General features: G+C 58.1%; 15 protein-coding genes. 3 read left to right on the forward strand and 12 right to left on the reverse strand.

Annotated elements, in window-relative coordinates; genetic code table 11:
- Nucleotides 1–46: 46 nt before the first annotated feature.
- Entirely contained in the window at nucleotides 47–1,654 is a 1,608-nt protein-coding gene (locus SIB38_RS20095; RefSeq protein WP_412550930.1) for an ATP-binding protein, read from the reverse strand.
- Between the two features lie 260 nt (nucleotides 1,655–1,914).
- Complete coding sequence (gene dacB, locus SIB38_RS20100) at nucleotides 1,915–3,411, reverse strand: D-alanyl-D-alanine carboxypeptidase/D-alanyl-D-alanine-endopeptidase (RefSeq protein WP_294118603.1); 1,497 nt, start codon at nucleotides 3,409–3,411, stop codon at nucleotides 1,915–1,917.
- 121 nt (nucleotides 3,412–3,532) lie between these two features.
- Here dacB and SIB38_RS20105 point away from each other — a divergent pair, with 121 nt between their 5' ends.
- Nucleotides 3,533–4,408 (forward strand): DMT family transporter, encoded by an 876-nt coding sequence (locus SIB38_RS20105; protein WP_294118601.1) that lies wholly within the window; start codon nucleotides 3,533–3,535, stop codon nucleotides 4,406–4,408.
- Here SIB38_RS20105 and SIB38_RS20110 read toward each other — a convergent pair.
- The 6 genes from SIB38_RS20110 to ruvC all read right to left on the reverse strand — a co-directional run bounded on the left by SIB38_RS20110 (nucleotide 4,359) and on the right by ruvC (nucleotide 9,866).
- Nucleotides 4,359–5,645: a tetratricopeptide repeat protein gene (locus SIB38_RS20110; protein WP_294118600.1), complete on the reverse strand. Its 1,287-nt coding sequence runs from the start codon at nucleotides 5,643–5,645 to the stop codon at nucleotides 4,359–4,361. The genes SIB38_RS20105 and SIB38_RS20110 overlap by 50 nt on opposite strands.
- 85 nt (nucleotides 5,646–5,730) lie before the next feature.
- Nucleotides 5,731–6,642, reverse strand: coding sequence for a transferrin-binding protein-like solute binding protein (locus SIB38_RS20115; RefSeq protein ID WP_412550931.1), 912 nt, complete (start codon nucleotides 6,640–6,642; stop codon nucleotides 5,731–5,733).
- A 549-nt stretch (nucleotides 6,643–7,191) separates the two neighbouring features.
- Nucleotides 7,192–7,530 (reverse strand): hypothetical protein, encoded by a 339-nt coding sequence (locus SIB38_RS20120; RefSeq protein ID WP_294118597.1) that lies wholly within the window; start codon nucleotides 7,528–7,530, stop codon nucleotides 7,192–7,194.
- 72 nt (nucleotides 7,531–7,602) lie between these two features.
- Entirely contained in the window at nucleotides 7,603–8,646 is a 1,044-nt protein-coding gene (gene ruvB / locus SIB38_RS20125) for a Holliday junction branch migration DNA helicase RuvB (protein WP_294118595.1), read from the reverse strand.
- 3 nt (nucleotides 8,647–8,649) lie between these two features.
- Entirely contained in the window at nucleotides 8,650–9,363 is a 714-nt protein-coding gene (gene ruvA, locus SIB38_RS20130; RefSeq protein ID WP_294118594.1) for a Holliday junction branch migration protein RuvA, read from the reverse strand.
- Nucleotides 9,360–9,866: a crossover junction endodeoxyribonuclease RuvC gene (ruvC, locus tag SIB38_RS20135; RefSeq protein WP_294118593.1), complete on the reverse strand. Its 507-nt coding sequence runs from the start codon at nucleotides 9,864–9,866 to the stop codon at nucleotides 9,360–9,362. The genes ruvA and ruvC overlap by 4 nt, the downstream gene beginning before the upstream one ends.
- Nucleotides 9,867–10,195: 329 nt before the next feature.
- Between ruvC and SIB38_RS20140 the strand changes: the two genes are divergently transcribed.
- A complete protein-coding gene (locus tag SIB38_RS20140) occupies nucleotides 10,196–10,384 on the forward strand; it encodes a DUF1127 domain-containing protein (protein WP_294118592.1) in 189 nt (62 codons plus the stop codon).
- Between the two features lie 159 nt (nucleotides 10,385–10,543).
- Here SIB38_RS20140 and SIB38_RS20145 read toward each other — a convergent pair whose 3' ends face one another.
- From SIB38_RS20145 to SIB38_RS20160, 4 genes are all read right to left on the reverse strand, one after another.
- Nucleotides 10,544–10,891 carry a hypothetical protein gene (locus tag SIB38_RS20145; protein ID WP_294118591.1) on the reverse strand — a complete coding sequence of 116 codons (348 nt, stop codon included), beginning with the start codon at nucleotides 10,889–10,891 and terminating at the stop codon, nucleotides 10,544–10,546.
- A gap of 265 nt (nucleotides 10,892–11,156) precedes the next feature.
- Nucleotides 11,157–12,029: a 50S ribosomal protein L11 methyltransferase gene (locus SIB38_RS20150; RefSeq protein WP_294118590.1), complete on the reverse strand. Its 873-nt coding sequence runs from the start codon at nucleotides 12,027–12,029 to the stop codon at nucleotides 11,157–11,159.
- A 71-nt stretch (nucleotides 12,030–12,100) separates the two neighbouring features.
- The gene (locus tag SIB38_RS20155; RefSeq protein WP_294118589.1) at nucleotides 12,101–13,333 is read right to left on the reverse strand and encodes an MFS transporter; all 1,233 of its coding nucleotides are present in this window, start codon (nucleotides 13,331–13,333) and stop codon (nucleotides 12,101–12,103) included.
- An 87-nt stretch (nucleotides 13,334–13,420) separates the two neighbouring features.
- Nucleotides 13,421–15,616: a primosomal protein N' gene (locus SIB38_RS20160; RefSeq protein WP_294118588.1), complete on the reverse strand. Its 2,196-nt coding sequence runs from the start codon at nucleotides 15,614–15,616 to the stop codon at nucleotides 13,421–13,423.
- 179 nt (nucleotides 15,617–15,795) lie between these two features.
- Between SIB38_RS20160 and fsa the strand changes: the two genes are divergently transcribed.
- Nucleotides 15,796–16,449: a fructose-6-phosphate aldolase gene (fsa, locus tag SIB38_RS20165; protein WP_294118587.1), complete on the forward strand. Its 654-nt coding sequence runs from the start codon at nucleotides 15,796–15,798 to the stop codon at nucleotides 16,447–16,449.
- The last annotated feature ends 106 nt before the right edge of the window (nucleotides 16,450–16,555 follow it).

Genomic DNA, 16,555 nt, shown 5'->3' on the forward strand with positions numbered 1-16,555 from the left:
GAACATATCTCCCTCAACCCGAAGGGTAGAACGGAAACCTCCCACATCACCACTCAATGATGGAGATCAGCTCCCCTTTGCGGAAAGGCTTACTCAGGAAATCATCCATGCCAGCCTTCATACAGGCTTCCGCATCACTGGGCTGCGCATTGGCCGTCACCGCAATGATTTTGCAAGCTGGTCGTGCCGCGTCTTTTTCATATGCCCGGATCTGTCTCGTGGCTTCCAGCCCGCCTAGGACCGGCATCGACAGATCCATCAGGATCAGATCACATTCGCCGGCCATATAGGCATCCACCGCCTGCTGGCCGTCCGGCACAAACTGCAACTCCGCCCCAGTGGGGCCCAACATCTTGCTGATCACCAACTGGTTCACGCGGTTGTCTTCCGCCACCAGGATTTTCATACCCTTCAGCTGCGCCCCCGGCGGCGGTTGTGGTGTCTCTTCCAACCGCCCGGCTTGGACCTCCATCGGCGGATAAGACGCAATCAGCAGTTCCTCCACCTCCTGCACCTCGACGACCTCTTCGGTGACAGGCAACGCCAAAGAGACCGTAAACGTGGCGCCTTTGCCAACCACACTCTCGACCTCGATCTTGCCGTGCATACGCTCTACCAGCGCCTGTGAAATGGTCAGTCCCAGCCCAGTGCCGTCCTCCCGCCGCGTCGCCAAATTGTCGATCTGCTCAAAGGCTGAGAAAATCACATCCTTCTCGGCTTCAGGGATCCCAGGCCCGGTGTCGCGGACGGACAGCTTAAGGGGCCAACGTGTGGCGCCCGGGTCATAGAACACAACCACATCTACCTGCCCCACTTCGGTAAACTTGATAGCATTGCCAATCAGGTTCAAAAGCACTTGGCGAACACGGGTCGCATCTCCTAGAAAATTCGACGGGGCCTCATCCGGATAACACACGTGAATTTTCAGTTCCTTGGCTTCGGCTCGGATACTCAGCAACGTGGCGATTTCTTCGACCAAATCGCGAAGCGAAAACGGCGCGTCATGGATCGACAGCTTGCCGGCCTGGATTTTGGAGAAATCCAGCACATCATTGATGATGTCCAACAGCGCATTGGCCGAGCTGGAGATCGTGTCGGAGTAAAGCTTCTGCCGGTTGTTCAGCACCGTCTCATGCAACAACTCGCACATGCCAATAATGCCGTTCATCGGGGTGCGAATCTCGTGGCTCATATTGGCCAGAAATTGCTCCTTGGCCTTATTGGCCTGCTCCGCCTTGTCCTTGGCAATCTTGGTCAGCGCCAGCGCCGCATCCCGCTGCTTCTCTGACGTTATATCCGCCGAGCAGCCCAACACGTGGGACAGCGAACCGTCTTCATAATAGATTGGCGTCAACGTGGTGCGAATTTCCATAACGTTTTTGGCAAAGGGAAAGGTGATCTCATAGGTCGCCGGCTCGCCGCTTTTGACCACGCTGAGATGTTTTGCCAATGCCCTCTCACCAGTGATCCCGCCAAAAATCTCTGCGGCAGTTTTGCCAACAACAAACTCCGGCTCCAGTTGCGCAGTTTCACGCGCAAGACGGTTCATCATCAAATAGCGCGGCAGACCGTCTTCGGCCACTTCCAGCACAAAGATGCCCATCTGGACCTCTTCCAAGAAAGCAAACTCATCTAGCCTATCGCGTTTCCGCACGTCTCTTCCCGCAACCTGTCAGCCCATTTGGCACTGGGCCATTAAACTCACATTTAAATTAATTCGAACTTATTACCGAAACCTTGCAGCCCGCCGGTCAGGGCGCAGTACAGTGTCTCTCAGCCCGCAATGCCTCAGGTGAGACATCCGCGAACCCATTGAAAAAATTTTCAACGCCCAGATCGGGACACGTCAAGAAATTTGAAGAAGGAGAAGGGATTGGGTGGGAAAATTGCACGCATAACGCGCGCCAAATTATATCAAGCCCCGTATACCGTGCCCCATCGCTCAATTAGCTTCTGCTGCAACTTCTTTGAGCGGCCGTTGTAGGTCCGCGCCCCTTGGGGCCGCTCGCGATCTGGCCCGATCAGCCGATCCCGCGCACCAAGGTCCGCGCCAAAAATCGCAAACGCCAGGTCTCGTCCTTCCGGCGTGGTCACATAACCCGCTAAGGCACTGACAAAATGCAGCGTGCCAGTCTTGGCCAGCACCTTTAACGGATGGCCCTTGTTGACCTTGCCGTTGGAATCCCGCAGCGCGATGGTTTTCAAAATGGGCTGTAGGACCGCGTGCTGCCCGGCCTGTGCCAGCATCAGGGCCGTCTCATCCGCCCGCAACCGCGATTTCTCGCCAAGCCCCGAATGATCCACTAGGGCCGCGCTGCCCATGCCCAGACTTTGAGAGGCCCAAGCGTTCATCGCCGCCGCAGACGCCTTCACCGAACCAGGCTGCGCACCGCGGGCCTGGCTTGCCGCCATCCCCACCATCTCTGCGGTGAGATTGGTGGAATACTTCAACATGCCCTTCAGAATATCTTTCAGTGCCGGGCTGTTTTTTCGCGCCAGCACCGCGCCGCGTGGTGGGTTTTGCGTTTTCTTTGGTGCCTTTAGGGCAATCCCATGCGCCCGCGCCAAAGTCCGAAACACCTCGCCCGCATAGATCTCCGGCTCGCGCACCGGCAACCACCGTGCCCCGCCCTTGCCCAGCGCCCCGCTGGCCACGGTCCAATGATCCCGCCCGCCTTGCGACTTATAGGTATAGACCGGCACACTGCGTTTCACGATCTTCATACGCGCCACATCCACCTCTGGGCGGTATTTGTCGCTGCGCCCATCCATGGCGACGGAATAGCCGTTGGCCCCGCGCTTCCATTCAAAATGCACGCGATTGTAATTCAACGAGATGCCTGACACCGCAGGGTTATAGCCCGCGTGATCCGGCTGTTTGTTGTCGATCCGTTTGACCGAAGGCAAGGCCCCGCCCCAGACAAGAAACTGCCCCCTGACTTCCCGCACGCCCGCCGCTTTCAGCGTCCGGGCAAGATCCGCCAATCCATTGGTGTCGAGCGTTGGATCACCGCCCCCGCGCAACACCAGATCACCGCGCAGCACCCCGTTGGAGATATTTCCGACCGCCACCAAAGTGGTCTGGAACCGATGGTTAGGACCGAGGTAGGCCAAGGCATAAAGCGCGGTCAGGATTTTTGTGACACTGGCCGGCGGCAAACCACTGCTGGCCTGATGCCCTTCCAAAACGGCGCCATCCCCCATTCGCGCCACGGCAAAGCTGACCTTGCCTGTCAGCCCGCTGTCACGGATCAAAGCGTCCGCTGCCGGTGCAGTCTTGGGCAAGGCTCTCGCCGACGACGGCCGCAACACAGGCCGCAACGACCGGGTTGGTGCATCTGCCAAAACAGACGTACCAAGCGACGCAGCACTCAAACTCAAAAACGCACGGCGGGAAAATACCTTCGTCATGTGTAAAACTTTACCCTTTTGCCCCCCGCCGGTTCAACCCGCCGATGCGCAATTCTCTGTTTGCAATCGCGCACCAATACACAGACTTTTTGTCCCAGAACAAACATGTTACGCCGCTTGCATGTGGAAAACCTTTGTCCTGATGTTTGTCGCCATGTCGATGATCCCCGCCGGGGACACCGCCGGCAAACTCATGACCCAGGGCTTTGGCACCAGCCCGCTGTTTGTCGCCTGGTCGCGCTTTGTACTCGGCAGCCTCCTCGCCCTACCCCTGCTGCGCCCGGACACGCTGCGCCTGCTCACCAACTGGCGCATCTGGCTGCGCGCCGCCCTGCTCACCGGGGGCATCACCTGCATCCAGACCGCCCTGCAAACCGCACCGCTGGCCGACGTTTTCGCCGCCTTCTTCATTGGCCCGCTGTTTTCCTACCTGCTGTCCGTGCTGCTGCTTGGCGAAACCGTCACCCGCGCCCGCAGCGCGCTTATGGGGCTTGGCTTCCTGGGCGTGATGCTTGTGGTCCGCCCCAGCTTTGACATGTCCGCCGGCCTGCTCTGGGCCCTGGGTGCAGGCCTGTTCTACGGCGCTTTCCTCACAGCGTCGCGCTGGCTCGCGCCAATCGCGCGCCCCACCAGCCTGCTCTTCACCCAACTGTTTCTGGCAGCGGTGATGATGACACCCTTCTGTCTCACCCAGATCCCTCCCATGACACCCACGCTGGCTGGGCTCACAACCGCCAGCGCCATCCTGTCGATGGGCGGAAATTTCCTACTGCTGTTTGCCTATGCCCGCGCTGAAGCCGCCGTGCTTGCGCCGTTTGTCTATTTACAACTGGTCAGCGCGGTCGCCCTTGGCTGGCTGGTCTTTGAAGACCTGCCTGATACCTACACCTGGATCGGCCTCAGCCTCATCATCGGCGCCGGTATTGCTTCGGCTTTGCTGTCGCGGATCAGAACCGACGCTCCACGCCAATCTGCACCCCAACCGAGCGGAAACTGAAGGCCGCAATGTCGCTTCTGGCCCGCTCCGCATCGATCATGAAGTATGGCGTATAGCCCCCTGGCAAGAACATGTCAGATTTTTCCACCCGCAGCGCCCCTCCCAGTGACACTGAACTCGGCGCTTCACCGTACAACGGGTTGACCTCCAGAAAGCGTCGGTGCTTCACAAACACCCGCGGCTCTATTGTCCACCCATTACGAATGTCAAAACTGGAATAGGCCGAAAGCTGAAGGGTTTCATACCCTCCTTCACCAAACCCGTTTAAGCCGTCCTGGCGACGACGCTCATAGTTCAACTCACCACCTACAATAGTTGACCCGCCGACAGACCTCCGGAAGCCAACAAAAGCCGTTGCCAAAGACCCATCCAACGAACTGCTGAACTGGCTGTCCACATGGGCGTAAGACAAGCGTCCATACACCGATCCCCCCATCAGGCCGCGGCGCTCAAAGGCTGCGTCCAAACCATACTGATCCTCATAGTGTTCGCCGCGCACCCGACGCCCAGACACAAACGGCCCAAAAGACAGCGTGGTGTTCTGGGAAAGATGCCGCAACCCCAAACGCAGGCGCAACAATTGGTCATCGTAGTCGCGACCCTCCGCCTCCAGGATGCTCGCGCTGAGACTGGCGTAGCCAAGAACAGTGCTCTTGGGGCCGCTTAGGGCCTCGAGTTTGTACCGAAAGTTTGCCGATCCCTCGGCGCGCAGCGCCGGAACCTGCTTCACAGGACGAGAGGAATACACATAAATCACCTCACCATCTGGCCCCAGACCAAAAGGAAACGGGTGTTCAGCGTCATAGTTCCGGTTGTTGCCGGCCGTGGTCAGACCGATCGACAGATCCCAATCAAAACCGCGGCGCGCATCGATTTGACGAATGAAAGACAGAACTGTCTTACGCACTGGTTCCGGCAGGTCGCCAGACAGCACCCGAAAAAACTCTTCCCGGGACCGTGCCCATTGTTGCGCCATGAAATAGGCCCGGGCCAATTCAAGGCGCACACGAATAAGCTTGGGATCGGTTGCCAGAATACCTTGGAGGATCGGAATGGCTGCTTCGGGTTGCCCAGCATCAAGGGCCGCCATCGCCGTGTCAAAAGACCGCTCAATCTCCAATGCTGAAGGAGATGGGGTGTTGGCCTCGGCAAATCCTGTCGCTGCTGTCAAAGCCCCGCAAAAGACGGCAATCGCCACGAGACCGATTTTCAGTTTGGATGTCACTACCTTGGCCATTCTGGTTACCCTAATAAACTGCTCGTTTCAGAGCAGTTCCCCGCCAAAGCGGAGAACAATTTTGTATACGCGTTATAGGACAGTGTTAATTGCCACCAAACGCGCCGGAATAGTTACCAATCGCACCATTCATCTCAAAGGTGCCACCAACTTCTTCCGCGTTGTCACCATAAAAGGCCCCATTTAACGTGCCGCTGTCGCCAGCGCTGAACGGTATCACTCCGTTGATGTTCGCAGTGAATTCATTACCGCTAATGGTGCCGGTGCCTGCAAAATCCAGATGCTGACCACGCCAGGCGTTGCCGCCGGACAGGTTGCGCACATAGGTGTTGGTGCTGGCAACGCTCACATTGGAGAAGTCGGAAGTGGTCACGCCAACTTGGGATTCGGACACAAGCGCGCGACCATCTGTGGTGACAACCATACCGACGGAGCGGCCGGAATAAGTGGCGGACCCACTGGTTGGTACATCAGCTGAGGCAGTTCGGCGACCGAAGCTGCCCACGCTCACACTGCCATTGGACGTGCCGACGCCCGTCGCCCACATGCCAAAGGTTTGGTGATCATAATCCAGCGCATCCGCGTTGCCCATCCAGCTGCGCTTCTTCCCGTTGGAATTGCGCGCGGTGATCAACAGGGAATCCATGCCGTCATCAATGCGGTCGCCGCCTGCGCCAAAACGCGTGGTGGTGCTACCGTTGGTCATCTCCAACGACTCCAGCTCACCAATGTTGGTGCCAACCTCGATGGACCCGTTGCGCGCGGCACCAAGACGGCCGCCGGTTACGTTACCTTCGCCATCTGTAGACATAGACGCGGTACGGACCCGGCCGTTCAGTGTGGTGTCGCCATGCGCAAGGTAAAGGCGATCACCCGCCATTTCATTCAGGCGGTCACCCACCTCGTCTTCCACATAAGATTCAATGGTGCTTTTGCAGCCCGCAATAGACACCAAGGCGCCAACTGCCATCATGGCTTTGATAGATGTGTTCAGCATTTTCTGTTACCCGTATGAAGTTCAGTTCGTTGGTCAGAGATGAGCGCTGATTCAGATTTGGTTCCCACCGGCTCGCTCTTGAGCCTCAACCAAAACTGTTTTCCTGAATGGGCGGTTTCGGCTTTCCTTACAGGGAATTAACCGCCCCGAAGCCCATAAAAATTGAGCGTTATCCGACTTAAATGTGGACAAAATGCGAGACAGAGGTCACATCCGTTTCTTTGACCTAAACGCGTCAGTCTCTCCGACAAATCCTATCAAGGTACGGATTTTCAAAGAGTTCCTTCGGCAAAACCGTAGGCGAGAGAATTTGCCTAAAAACCCGCTCAAGCCGCGCGTGTTTAGACTTTGCCAACACTTGCCTTGATAGCTTGAATTTTAGCCAATCCCAGAAAAGTAAAATTGAGCGGAAACGGCACATTCTGGACACGGATTTTCCGCGCCCGACCCCGTGATTGCCCCTATGCCAACCAAGGAATCACCCGATAAAGAGGCCGGTGATGCTGAAGACTTACCCGATTTGCACTAAGGAAAACCCGCCTCACCCACCTATTCAGGAAGGTACCGCCCCCATTTGGCTGCAAAAGCTTCGGCCAGGTCGATGCCCTGCCAGTCCGCAAAGACCATGAGGAAGCCAAACAGGTCCGCCGTTTCATCGATCAGGTTCTGGCGCGCGTCTGCTTGAGGTAAAGCGCCGCGCTGTGCCCCCTGCGTCGCCAGATAGGCTGACTGCAATTCGCCCAACTCTTCGGTCATTTTGGCCAGATACCAGGTGGCATCCCGATCAATGCCAAATCGCTCGGCATAAATGTCGGAAACCGCAGCCGCCTGTTCGGTCAGCTTACGCACGTCCACTTCGCCCAAAGTCGCAACTGGCGTTTGTGTCATCGCGTTAACATCTTCCACTTTCAAAACCGCACCTCCGCGAAACAGTCACAATACCGACGCGATACCGACGCCTTATTTGCCGTTGCCTGGCGGGGTAAACAGATCGCTCTGTTCCCGAGGCCGCGGCGCACTCAGCCCCAGATGTTGCCAGGCCTTTTGCGCCAACATCCGCCCGCGTGGCGTCCGTTGGATCAACCCTTGTTGCAGCAAAAACGGCTCAATCACCTCTTCTATGGCATCTCGGCTTTCGCTCAAGGCCGCACTGATTGTGTCGATCCCAACCGGTCCACCAGCGTAGTTCTCGGCAATGAAAAGCAGGTAACGCCGGTCCGCCCCATCCAGCCCAAGGTTATCCACCCCAAGCCGCGTAAGTGCGCCATCTGCAAGGGATTTTGTGATAACCCCATCGCCTTCCACCAGGGCAAAATCCACCACCCGCCGCAGCAAACGCCCGGCAATCCGCGGCGTCCCGCGCGAGCGCCGCGCAATCTCCCGCGCGCCACCATCCTGCGCAGGCACACCCAATTTGTTGGCGTTGCGCGTGACAATCTCGTTGAGTTCACCCTCTGTGTAAAACTGTAGCCGCGTCGGGATCCCAAAACGGTCTCTAAGCGGCGTGGTCAACAGCCCCAACCGCGTCGTCGCCCCCACCAAAGTAAAGGGCTGCAACTCAATCCGAACCGTCCGCGCCGCCGGCCCCTCCCCGATCACCAGATCGAGTTCAAAGTCCTCCATCGCGGGATAAAGCACCTCTTCGACCGCTGGATTAAGCCGATGAATTTCATCGATAAAAAGCACGTCGCGCGCTTCAAGGTTGGTGAGGATAGCCGCCAGGTCTCCGGCCTTTGCAAGCACCGGACCAGAAGTCATACGGAAGTTTACCCCCAACTCCCGCGCCATGATTTGCGCCAAAGTGGTCTTCCCCAAACCCGGCGGACCATGGAACAATGTGTGGTCCATGGCTTCACCGCGACGGCGCGCACTTTCAATGAACACCCGCAGGTTCGCGCGCGCTTCTCTTTGACCGATAAAGGCATCCAATTCTTGCGGACGCAACGCGCGATCCGCATCCTCAGGCCGCGCTTCCGGTCGCAATGTGGGGTCTGGCTGATCCATGTTTTACCCCTTTGGTGCCAGTAGTTTAAGCGCTGCGCGGATCAACTCAGATGTATCCGCCTCGGGGTCTTCCCCCGCCGCTTGCGCGACTGCGCCTGCCGCATCTGCCGGCCCATAACCAAGGTTACCCAGCGCCGACAAAGCATCGGCCTGCACACTCATAGACGCCGCAGCGGCCGCTCCAGCAGCCGCCGAAGCCCCACCCGCATTCACCGGAGTGCGTGCCACATCTTCGATTACCTCATCGTCCGCAGCCGCCTCTTCACCAGAAACCGACGCCATGGCCTCCCCAAGCGTCCCACCTAGTGCCATCACTTCCGGCGCCTTGTCTTTCAATTCAATAACAACACGTTGCGCCGTCTTAGGTCCGACACCTTTTGCCGCCTTGATCGCCGCCACATCGCCAAGGGTTACCGCCCGGCTCACACCGTCTGCTCCCAGCGCGCCAAGGATTGCCAAGCTCGCCTTCGCGCCAATCCCCTGCACGCTCATCAACAGGCGGTGCCATTCCTTTTCAAACAGGCTTGAGAAGCCAAACAACTGCAACAGGTCTTCCCGCACCAACAGATCGGTATAAAGCGCCACCGGCTCACCCACACTAGGCAAAGCCGCCAAAGTCCGGTCAGAACAGTAAACCACATAGCCCACGCCGCGCACATCGATCAGAACGTGATCCGTGCTGCGGTACTCCAGCGTCCCGGAAATCTTGCCAATCATGCCTGCGCCCTCTTCAATGCTTCCGCATAACCAGCCCCTGCCCGAGCGTAATGCGCGTGGCACATCGCAATCGCCAACGCATCCGCCGCATCCGCCCCGGCGATCTTCACCCCAGGAAGCTGCAACTTCACCATATGTTCCACCTGATGCTTCTCCGCGTGCCCCACACCCACTACCGTCTTCTTCACCTTGTTAGGCGCATACTCACCAATATGCAGCCCCGCCTGCGCCGGCACCAACAAGGCAATCCCACGCGCTTGGCCCAGCTTGAGCGTGCCTGCACCGTCTTTGTTCACAAAGGTCTGCTCGATCGCCGCATGGTCCGGCAAGAAGCGCGCGACAACATCCGTTAGCTGCTCATGCAGAGACAACAGTCGTGCCGCCAAATCCTGCCCAACCGAATGACAAATCCCGTTGGCCACATGGCTCATCTTACTGCCGTCTGCGTCGATCACGCCCCAGCCCATGTTTCGCAAGCCTGGATCGATTCCCAATACGCGCATGTTGTGCCCCATTGTGCTCTGTTTTCTTGTTATTCCCCGTGAAGTAGCACGAAACGAGAACAAACGCCAAGCCTGAAGCAAATTGCGACAAAAGTTTTTGCAGGTGCGACGATTTGGCGACCCGCCTAATGCCTGCCCCAAATGGTCTAAATGCGACCCTTCACGACACCAAAAACGACCTTATTAATAAGGTGTTTCCGCAATTTTCGACCTATGCAATAACCGCATGCCACCTATGCCGTTTTGACGCTTGCTGGGGTGCATTTTGAGCCCTATGTGCGGCCAATCGAAAACACAGTCCATAGCAACTGAAAGAAAGGATTTCTGATATGGCCGCCTTCGAACATACGTCGACCTCTGGTTCTGCTGGCCGTATCGGTCAGCCCCTCTTCGCGCTTGTTGCCCGCTTCGTCGATTGGAATGAAAAGCGCCGCACACGCAATGCTCTGGCAATGCTCAGCGACCGCGAGCTGGACGACATTGGTCTGTCCCGCTCCGACATTTACGCGATCCGCTAAGCACCCACCACTCACGGCAGCTTTGTTCCGTGGGACCGCAAACCGTCGCCTCCTTCGAGGCGGCGGTTTTGTTTTACGCGTCAAAAAAAGAAACGGCCCCGGGGAGAGAGACCCGAGGCCGTGTGGGATCTTGGAGGGATCCACGGAAACTTTGGAGTTTTAGAGCTTGGTGTTGATTTGCGTCGCAATCCAGCGCGATACGGGATCGGGGGCCATAGTCCAGGCCGCAGCTTTTTCCACCGGCGTACCACCGCTCAACCGCGCAACGTCCTGCGAATAGAAGTCAGGGCCAAACTGAGACATCATGATGCCTTTGATCATGAAGAAAGACACAACCACGGTGAACAGGCCTGCCCAAGGGATACCCCGGCGGCGGCCCGCGCCTTTGACAATCATGTAACCGTTGCGATTGATCACAACAGATTCACGGCCCACACGACCGGTCTTCGCCTGCTTGCGATAGATCCGTGCAAGGCGATCATGAAATTCTGCGTAAGATTCACTCATGGCAACTAACTCAGGTTTGGCCCCCACCAAACATGGCCAAATCTGGTCTCGAAATGTGGCGAAATTAAGGCACAAAGCCGAAAATGAGGCAAATTATCGTCAAATCTGACCTCAATTATGCACTTCCGCAGGAAAAGTGGAAACAACCCTAGACTACACCAGGGACTGTGCAAAAAGAAGAAACAAATACGACTATGCGCACAAAAAAAACGGGCGACTGATGGCAGCCGCCCGTGTCTTGATTCTGTGTGCAGAGTTGCCCGCGTCAGGCGCGGCGTGTCAGCGTCAGCGTGGTCCACTCGCCAATCTCTTCGCGGGTGTGCACATCAAAGCCTGCCGCATCATAAGCCTCGACCACCTCGTCCGCCTGCTCGTTCAGGATGCCGGAAAGGATCGCGTGGCCGTTCGCGGCGATATTGGCGCCCATATCCGGTGCCAGATCCACCAGTGGAGCCTTCAGGATGTTGGCAAACACCAGATCATAAGGCGCCTTGGCCGCCAAGTCAGGATGCCCAAAGCCAGCCGCCTCCAGACAGATGACCTTCCCATCCAGATCGTTTGCCGTGACGTTGGCCTTGGCCACATCCACGGCCACCTCGTCAATATCGCTCGCCAACACCGGATTTGGCCAAATCCGCGCCGCCCCCATGCCCAGCACCGCCGTACCGCAGCCGATGTCCGCCACGTTCTGCCCCACGAAGCCTTCATTGGCCACGCGGTCCAGCGCTTTCAGGCAGCCCAAAGTGGTGCCATGGTGCCCGGTGCCAAAGGCCATCGCGGCTTCGATCAACAGCGGCTCGGCACCTTCCGGAATTTTATCCGCGTCGTGGCTGCCGTAGACAAAGAACCGCCCGGCCTCAACCGGCGCCAGCTCACGCTTCACATGGGCCACCCAATCGGTTTCCGGCAGCTCGGACACCACAAAAGGCTTCGCGCTGAACGCTGCCGCCAAAACGGCCAACCCCGCCTCATCTGGCGCTTCAACAAAGTAGCCGCCAATTTCCCAGAGGCCAGACCCGTCTTCGACCTCGAACACCCCAACCCCCGTTGGTTCCGGCACCAGCCGCTCCATCGCCGCGCCCAGCGCTTCGGCCTGCTCTTTGCCCATCAATGTGGTCAGTGCGGTGAATGTCGGCATGTTGCTCTCCTATCAGGTTGCGCAGGGCCTAGGGTCTCCCCTCGGCCCCGTCAAGCCTGCGCAAGCACAAACTACTCCGCAGCAGCAGCCAGAGGCCGCGTCAGTCGGGTTTCATTGCCCTTTTCCGGATGGCGCGGGATCAGGAAAGCCAAACCCAACGACACCGACGCCATGGAGGCCGCGAGCACAAACACAGCCCCAGGGGATGCCAACCACAGCAGGCCCAGCAGAACCGGCAGGAACACCGCCGCGATATGGTTGATTGTAAAGGCCACAGCCGCAGTCGGCGCCATATCTTCCGGGTCCGCGATTTTCTGGAAATAGGTCTTCAATGCCAATGCCAGCGAAAACAGCAGGTGATCAACAACATAGAGTGTTGCCGCCAAGGCAATGCCCCAGCCGAAGAAATAGATGCCGCCATATGCCAGGAAGACAATCACAAGGCCCGCATACTCAAAGATCAACGTGCGCCGCTCGCCAAACTTCGACACAGCGCCGCCGATCAAAGGCGCAAACAGCATATTGGCGATAAGGTTGATCAAATACAGCGCGGTGATCTCATGCACGTCAAAGCCAAAGCGCTCCACCATCATGAATCCTGCAAAGACCACAAAAATTTGCCTGCGGGCACCCGCCATAAACTGCATCGCATAATACAGCCAATAGCGTTTCTTCAGCACCATCTTGCGCGCTTGCGGCGTGCGGCCTTCAAACTGCGGAAACGCCACAAAACAGTAGAGCGCGATCAGCGCCGTGATACCGCCCCCCGCGAGGTAGACCACGTCATAATCCCAATTGTACCGCTTCCAGCCCAACACGATGATGCCATACGCCAGCAAAGTCGCCGCTGACCCTGCCGCGACAAGCCAACCCAGAACCTTTGGGGCACGTTTCTTGTCGAGCCATTGCAGCTGAAGCGATTGGTTCACGGTTTCATAGTAGTGAAAGCCAATCGAACTCAGCAGGGTGATCATCAAAATCCCGCCCATGGTCGGAAAATAGGCCGTGACCGCTGTCGCAACGCCAAGCAGCGCCAAGGACAACAGCCCGAGCACTTGTTCCCGAATGAACAGCAGCAAGAAGATCACGCCAATTGCCAGAAATCCGGGGATTTCGCGCACGGTGTGCAGGAGCCCAATGTCTGACCCGTCAAAATCCGCCAGCTCAATCACAAAGTTGTTGAGCAGCGCGCTCCAGGTGTTGAAGGCAATCGGCATGGCCAGCGCCATGAGGAACAGCAAGGTGATCGGGCGACGCCACCACGGCAACAGATGTGCGTCATCAATAGAGATTTTTCTAAACATGTGCAGCAAGTACGCCGATCGCGGCAAAAAGGCGAGATCAAAAGACGCACAGATCAGCCTGCACTTCCGCACCTTCTAAGTTTGAGGTCAGTAAAAACTCTGTGGATCGATATCCACCGCGAGACGCAGATCGCCCTTCAGCCGGAATTGCCCCACCCATTGCGCCAAAGCGCTCTGCAACGGCGCGGATTTGTCTGCTTTCACCAAGAGCCGCACGCGATGCCGCCCGCGCACACGCGCTATCGGTGCAGGGGCCGGACCATAGACCTCTGCCCCAATGGCGCGCAGCATGCCAGCGTTTCTCGCCAGCGCATTGCCCAGATCAAACACCTGCGCCACATCGCTGCCAGACAGGATAATCCCCGCCATGCGCCCAAACGGCGGCACCACTGCGTGACGACGCTCATCAGCTTCGGCCCGCCAGAACCCGGTCTCGTCGCCGGTCAAAATGGCACGGATCACCGGATGCTCCGGCTGAAACGTCTGCAGCAACGCCAAGCCCGCCCGCTCGGATCGCCCGGCACGCCCGGCGACCTGTCGCATCAATTGAAACGTTCGTTCTGCAGCCCTCAAATCGGAGCCCTGCAACCCGAGATCCGCATCAATCACACCGACCAACGTCAGCAGTGGAAAGTTATGCCCTTTCGCTACCAACTGTGTACCGATGATAATGTCGGCTCCACCATCAGCAATTGTCCGGATGCTCTCCTTCAGCGCACGCGCTGATCCAAACAGGTCCGAACTCAACACAGCCTGCCGGGCGTCCGGCCACAGCTCCTGCGCCTCCTCCGCGAGACGTTCCACGCCTGGCCCAACTGGCGCAAGCTTTCCCTCGACCTCACAAGACGGACAAGCCTCCGGCATCGGCTTGGTCTCACCACATTGGTGGCACAGCAGGCGCTTGAGGAACCGGTGCTCCACCATCCGCGCATCGCAATTGTCACAGCCAATCTGATGCCCACAGGCACGACAAATCGTGACCGGCGCATAGCCCCGCCGATTGATGAATAGCAGCGCCTGCTCCCCCTTGGCAATCCGCGCGTCCACCGCCGCCTTTAGACTGGGCGAAATCCAACGACTGGCGGGCAATTTCTCGGCCCGCATGTCGATCGCGCGCATCTCCGGCAGCACGGACGCGCCATAGCGGCTGGTCAGCTCCAGTTTTTTGTATTTGCCCGCTTCGGCATTGGCCCAGCTTTCAAGGCTGGGCGTGGCCGAGGCCAAAATCACCTGCGCCTCGCAAAGCGCCGCCCGCAGCACCGCCATGTCCCGCGCGTTATACAACACGCCGTCTTCCTGCTTGTAAGACGTGTCGTGTTCTTCATCGACAATGATCAGACCCAAGTCGCGATACGGCAAAAACAACGCCGACCGCGCCCCGATCACCATCTGGGCACCGCCTTCACCTACCATTTTCCAAGTCCGGCGGCGCTCGGTCATGGTCACGCCCGAGTGCCACTCCGCAGGTTTCGCGCCAAACCGCGCCTCCACACGCGTTAGAAACTCCGCTGTCAGGGCAATCTCCGGCAATAGAACCAGCGCCTGTCTCCCCTTGCGTAAACACTCGGCCACCGCCTCCAGATACACTTCCGTTTTGCCCGAACCGGTCACGCCACGCAGTAAGGTTGTGCCATAGGTCCCGCTCTGAACTCCCGCGCGCAACTCCGCCGCGCCCGCCTCCTGATCTTCAGACAGCTCCTTGCCGCCGTAGTCCGGGTCCAGACGCGGAAACGGCGTGTCCCGTGGCGCAGCTTCCTCGCGCACAACGCCCTGCTTGACCAAGCCCTTGATGACGGAATTGGTCACCCCCGCCATCTCCGAGAGTTCCCCCATGGTAAAGGCGAGATTGCCGTACTCAGATAAGGTCTCCAGCACGCGGCGGCGAGCATCGGTTTGCCGATCCGGCTCGCCTTCCCCGCGCCGGTAGATCTTGCGCATCGAGGGCGGGTCCGACAAGCCGGGTGCACGGGTCGCCAGCCGGAGCATCGCATTCATCGGCGTGAGCGTATAATCCGCTGCGCGCTGCAAAAACCCACGCATGTCCGCCCCCATCGGTGCCACATCCAAGGCGCGGTTGGCAGGGCGGATTTTGTTGATGTCGTAGTCACCCTTGCCTGGCCCCCAGACAACGCCAAGCACCCGGCGCGGTCCCAATGGCACCTCAACAAAAGCGCCCAGAAAAACCCCACCTTCCGGCGCTTTGTAGTCCAACATCCGGTCCAGCGGTTGCGTGGTCAGCACCGCTATCAACGCCCCTTCAGGAAAGAAGTCTGTCTCGCTCAACTGTCCCTCACACCGTCTTGGCCCGCCAAAATCGTTATCGCTAACGGAAAATACTGCCGTGGGGCGCATTCCCACTTCCAGCGGGGCTCTCTATCGGGTAAAGCCAAGTCAGCCGCAGCGCAATCCCGCAGTTGCAAGCGCCGCCCTTTCAAACCTGCACGCACAGGAGAGGAACTGACATGAAATTCTTCGTAGACACCGCCGACATCAAAGCCATTGCCGAGCTGAACGCAACCGGCATGGTTGACGGCGTAACCACCAACCCATCCCTGATCAAAAAATCCGGCCGTGACATTCTCGAGGTCACCAAAGAAATCTGTGACCTGGTTGACGGTCCGGTTTCCGCCGAAGTGACCGCCACAGACGCTGACGAAATGATCGCCGAAGGCCGCAAGCTGGTGCAGATCGCCGACAACATCGCGGTAAAAGTACCTCTGACTTGGGACGGCCTGAAAGCTTGTAAAGCACTCACCGACGATGGCCACAAAGTCAACGTCACCCTGTGCTTCTCCGCCAACCAGGCGCTCCTGGCGGCGAAAGCGGGCGCAACCTTCATCTCCCCTTTCATCGGCCGCTTGGATGACATCAACATGGATGGCATGGACCTGATCGCCGACATTCGTCAGATCTATGACAACTACGGTTTCGAAACTGAAATCCTTGCCGCCTCCGTGCGCACCGTGAACCACGCCACCCAATGTGCGCTGGTTGGTGCCGACGTGATGACCGCCCCTCCCGGCGTGATCAAATCCATGATCAACCACCCGCTGACCGACAAGGGTCTCGACGCTTTCCTAGCGGACATCAAATCGGCAGGCATCAAAATCCTGTAACGGTTGCAAGACACGTATCGAACAAGGCTCGGACATCGCTCCGGGCCTTTTTCGTGACCGCCATGTGATTGCTCCTCCGTTTGCCCCCTGCTAGGGTTTCTTGCAA

It is taken from the genome of Shimia sp. MIT910701 (genome assembly GCF_047126315.1).
Taxonomy (GTDB): domain Bacteria; phylum Pseudomonadota; class Alphaproteobacteria; order Rhodobacterales; family Rhodobacteraceae; genus Shimia.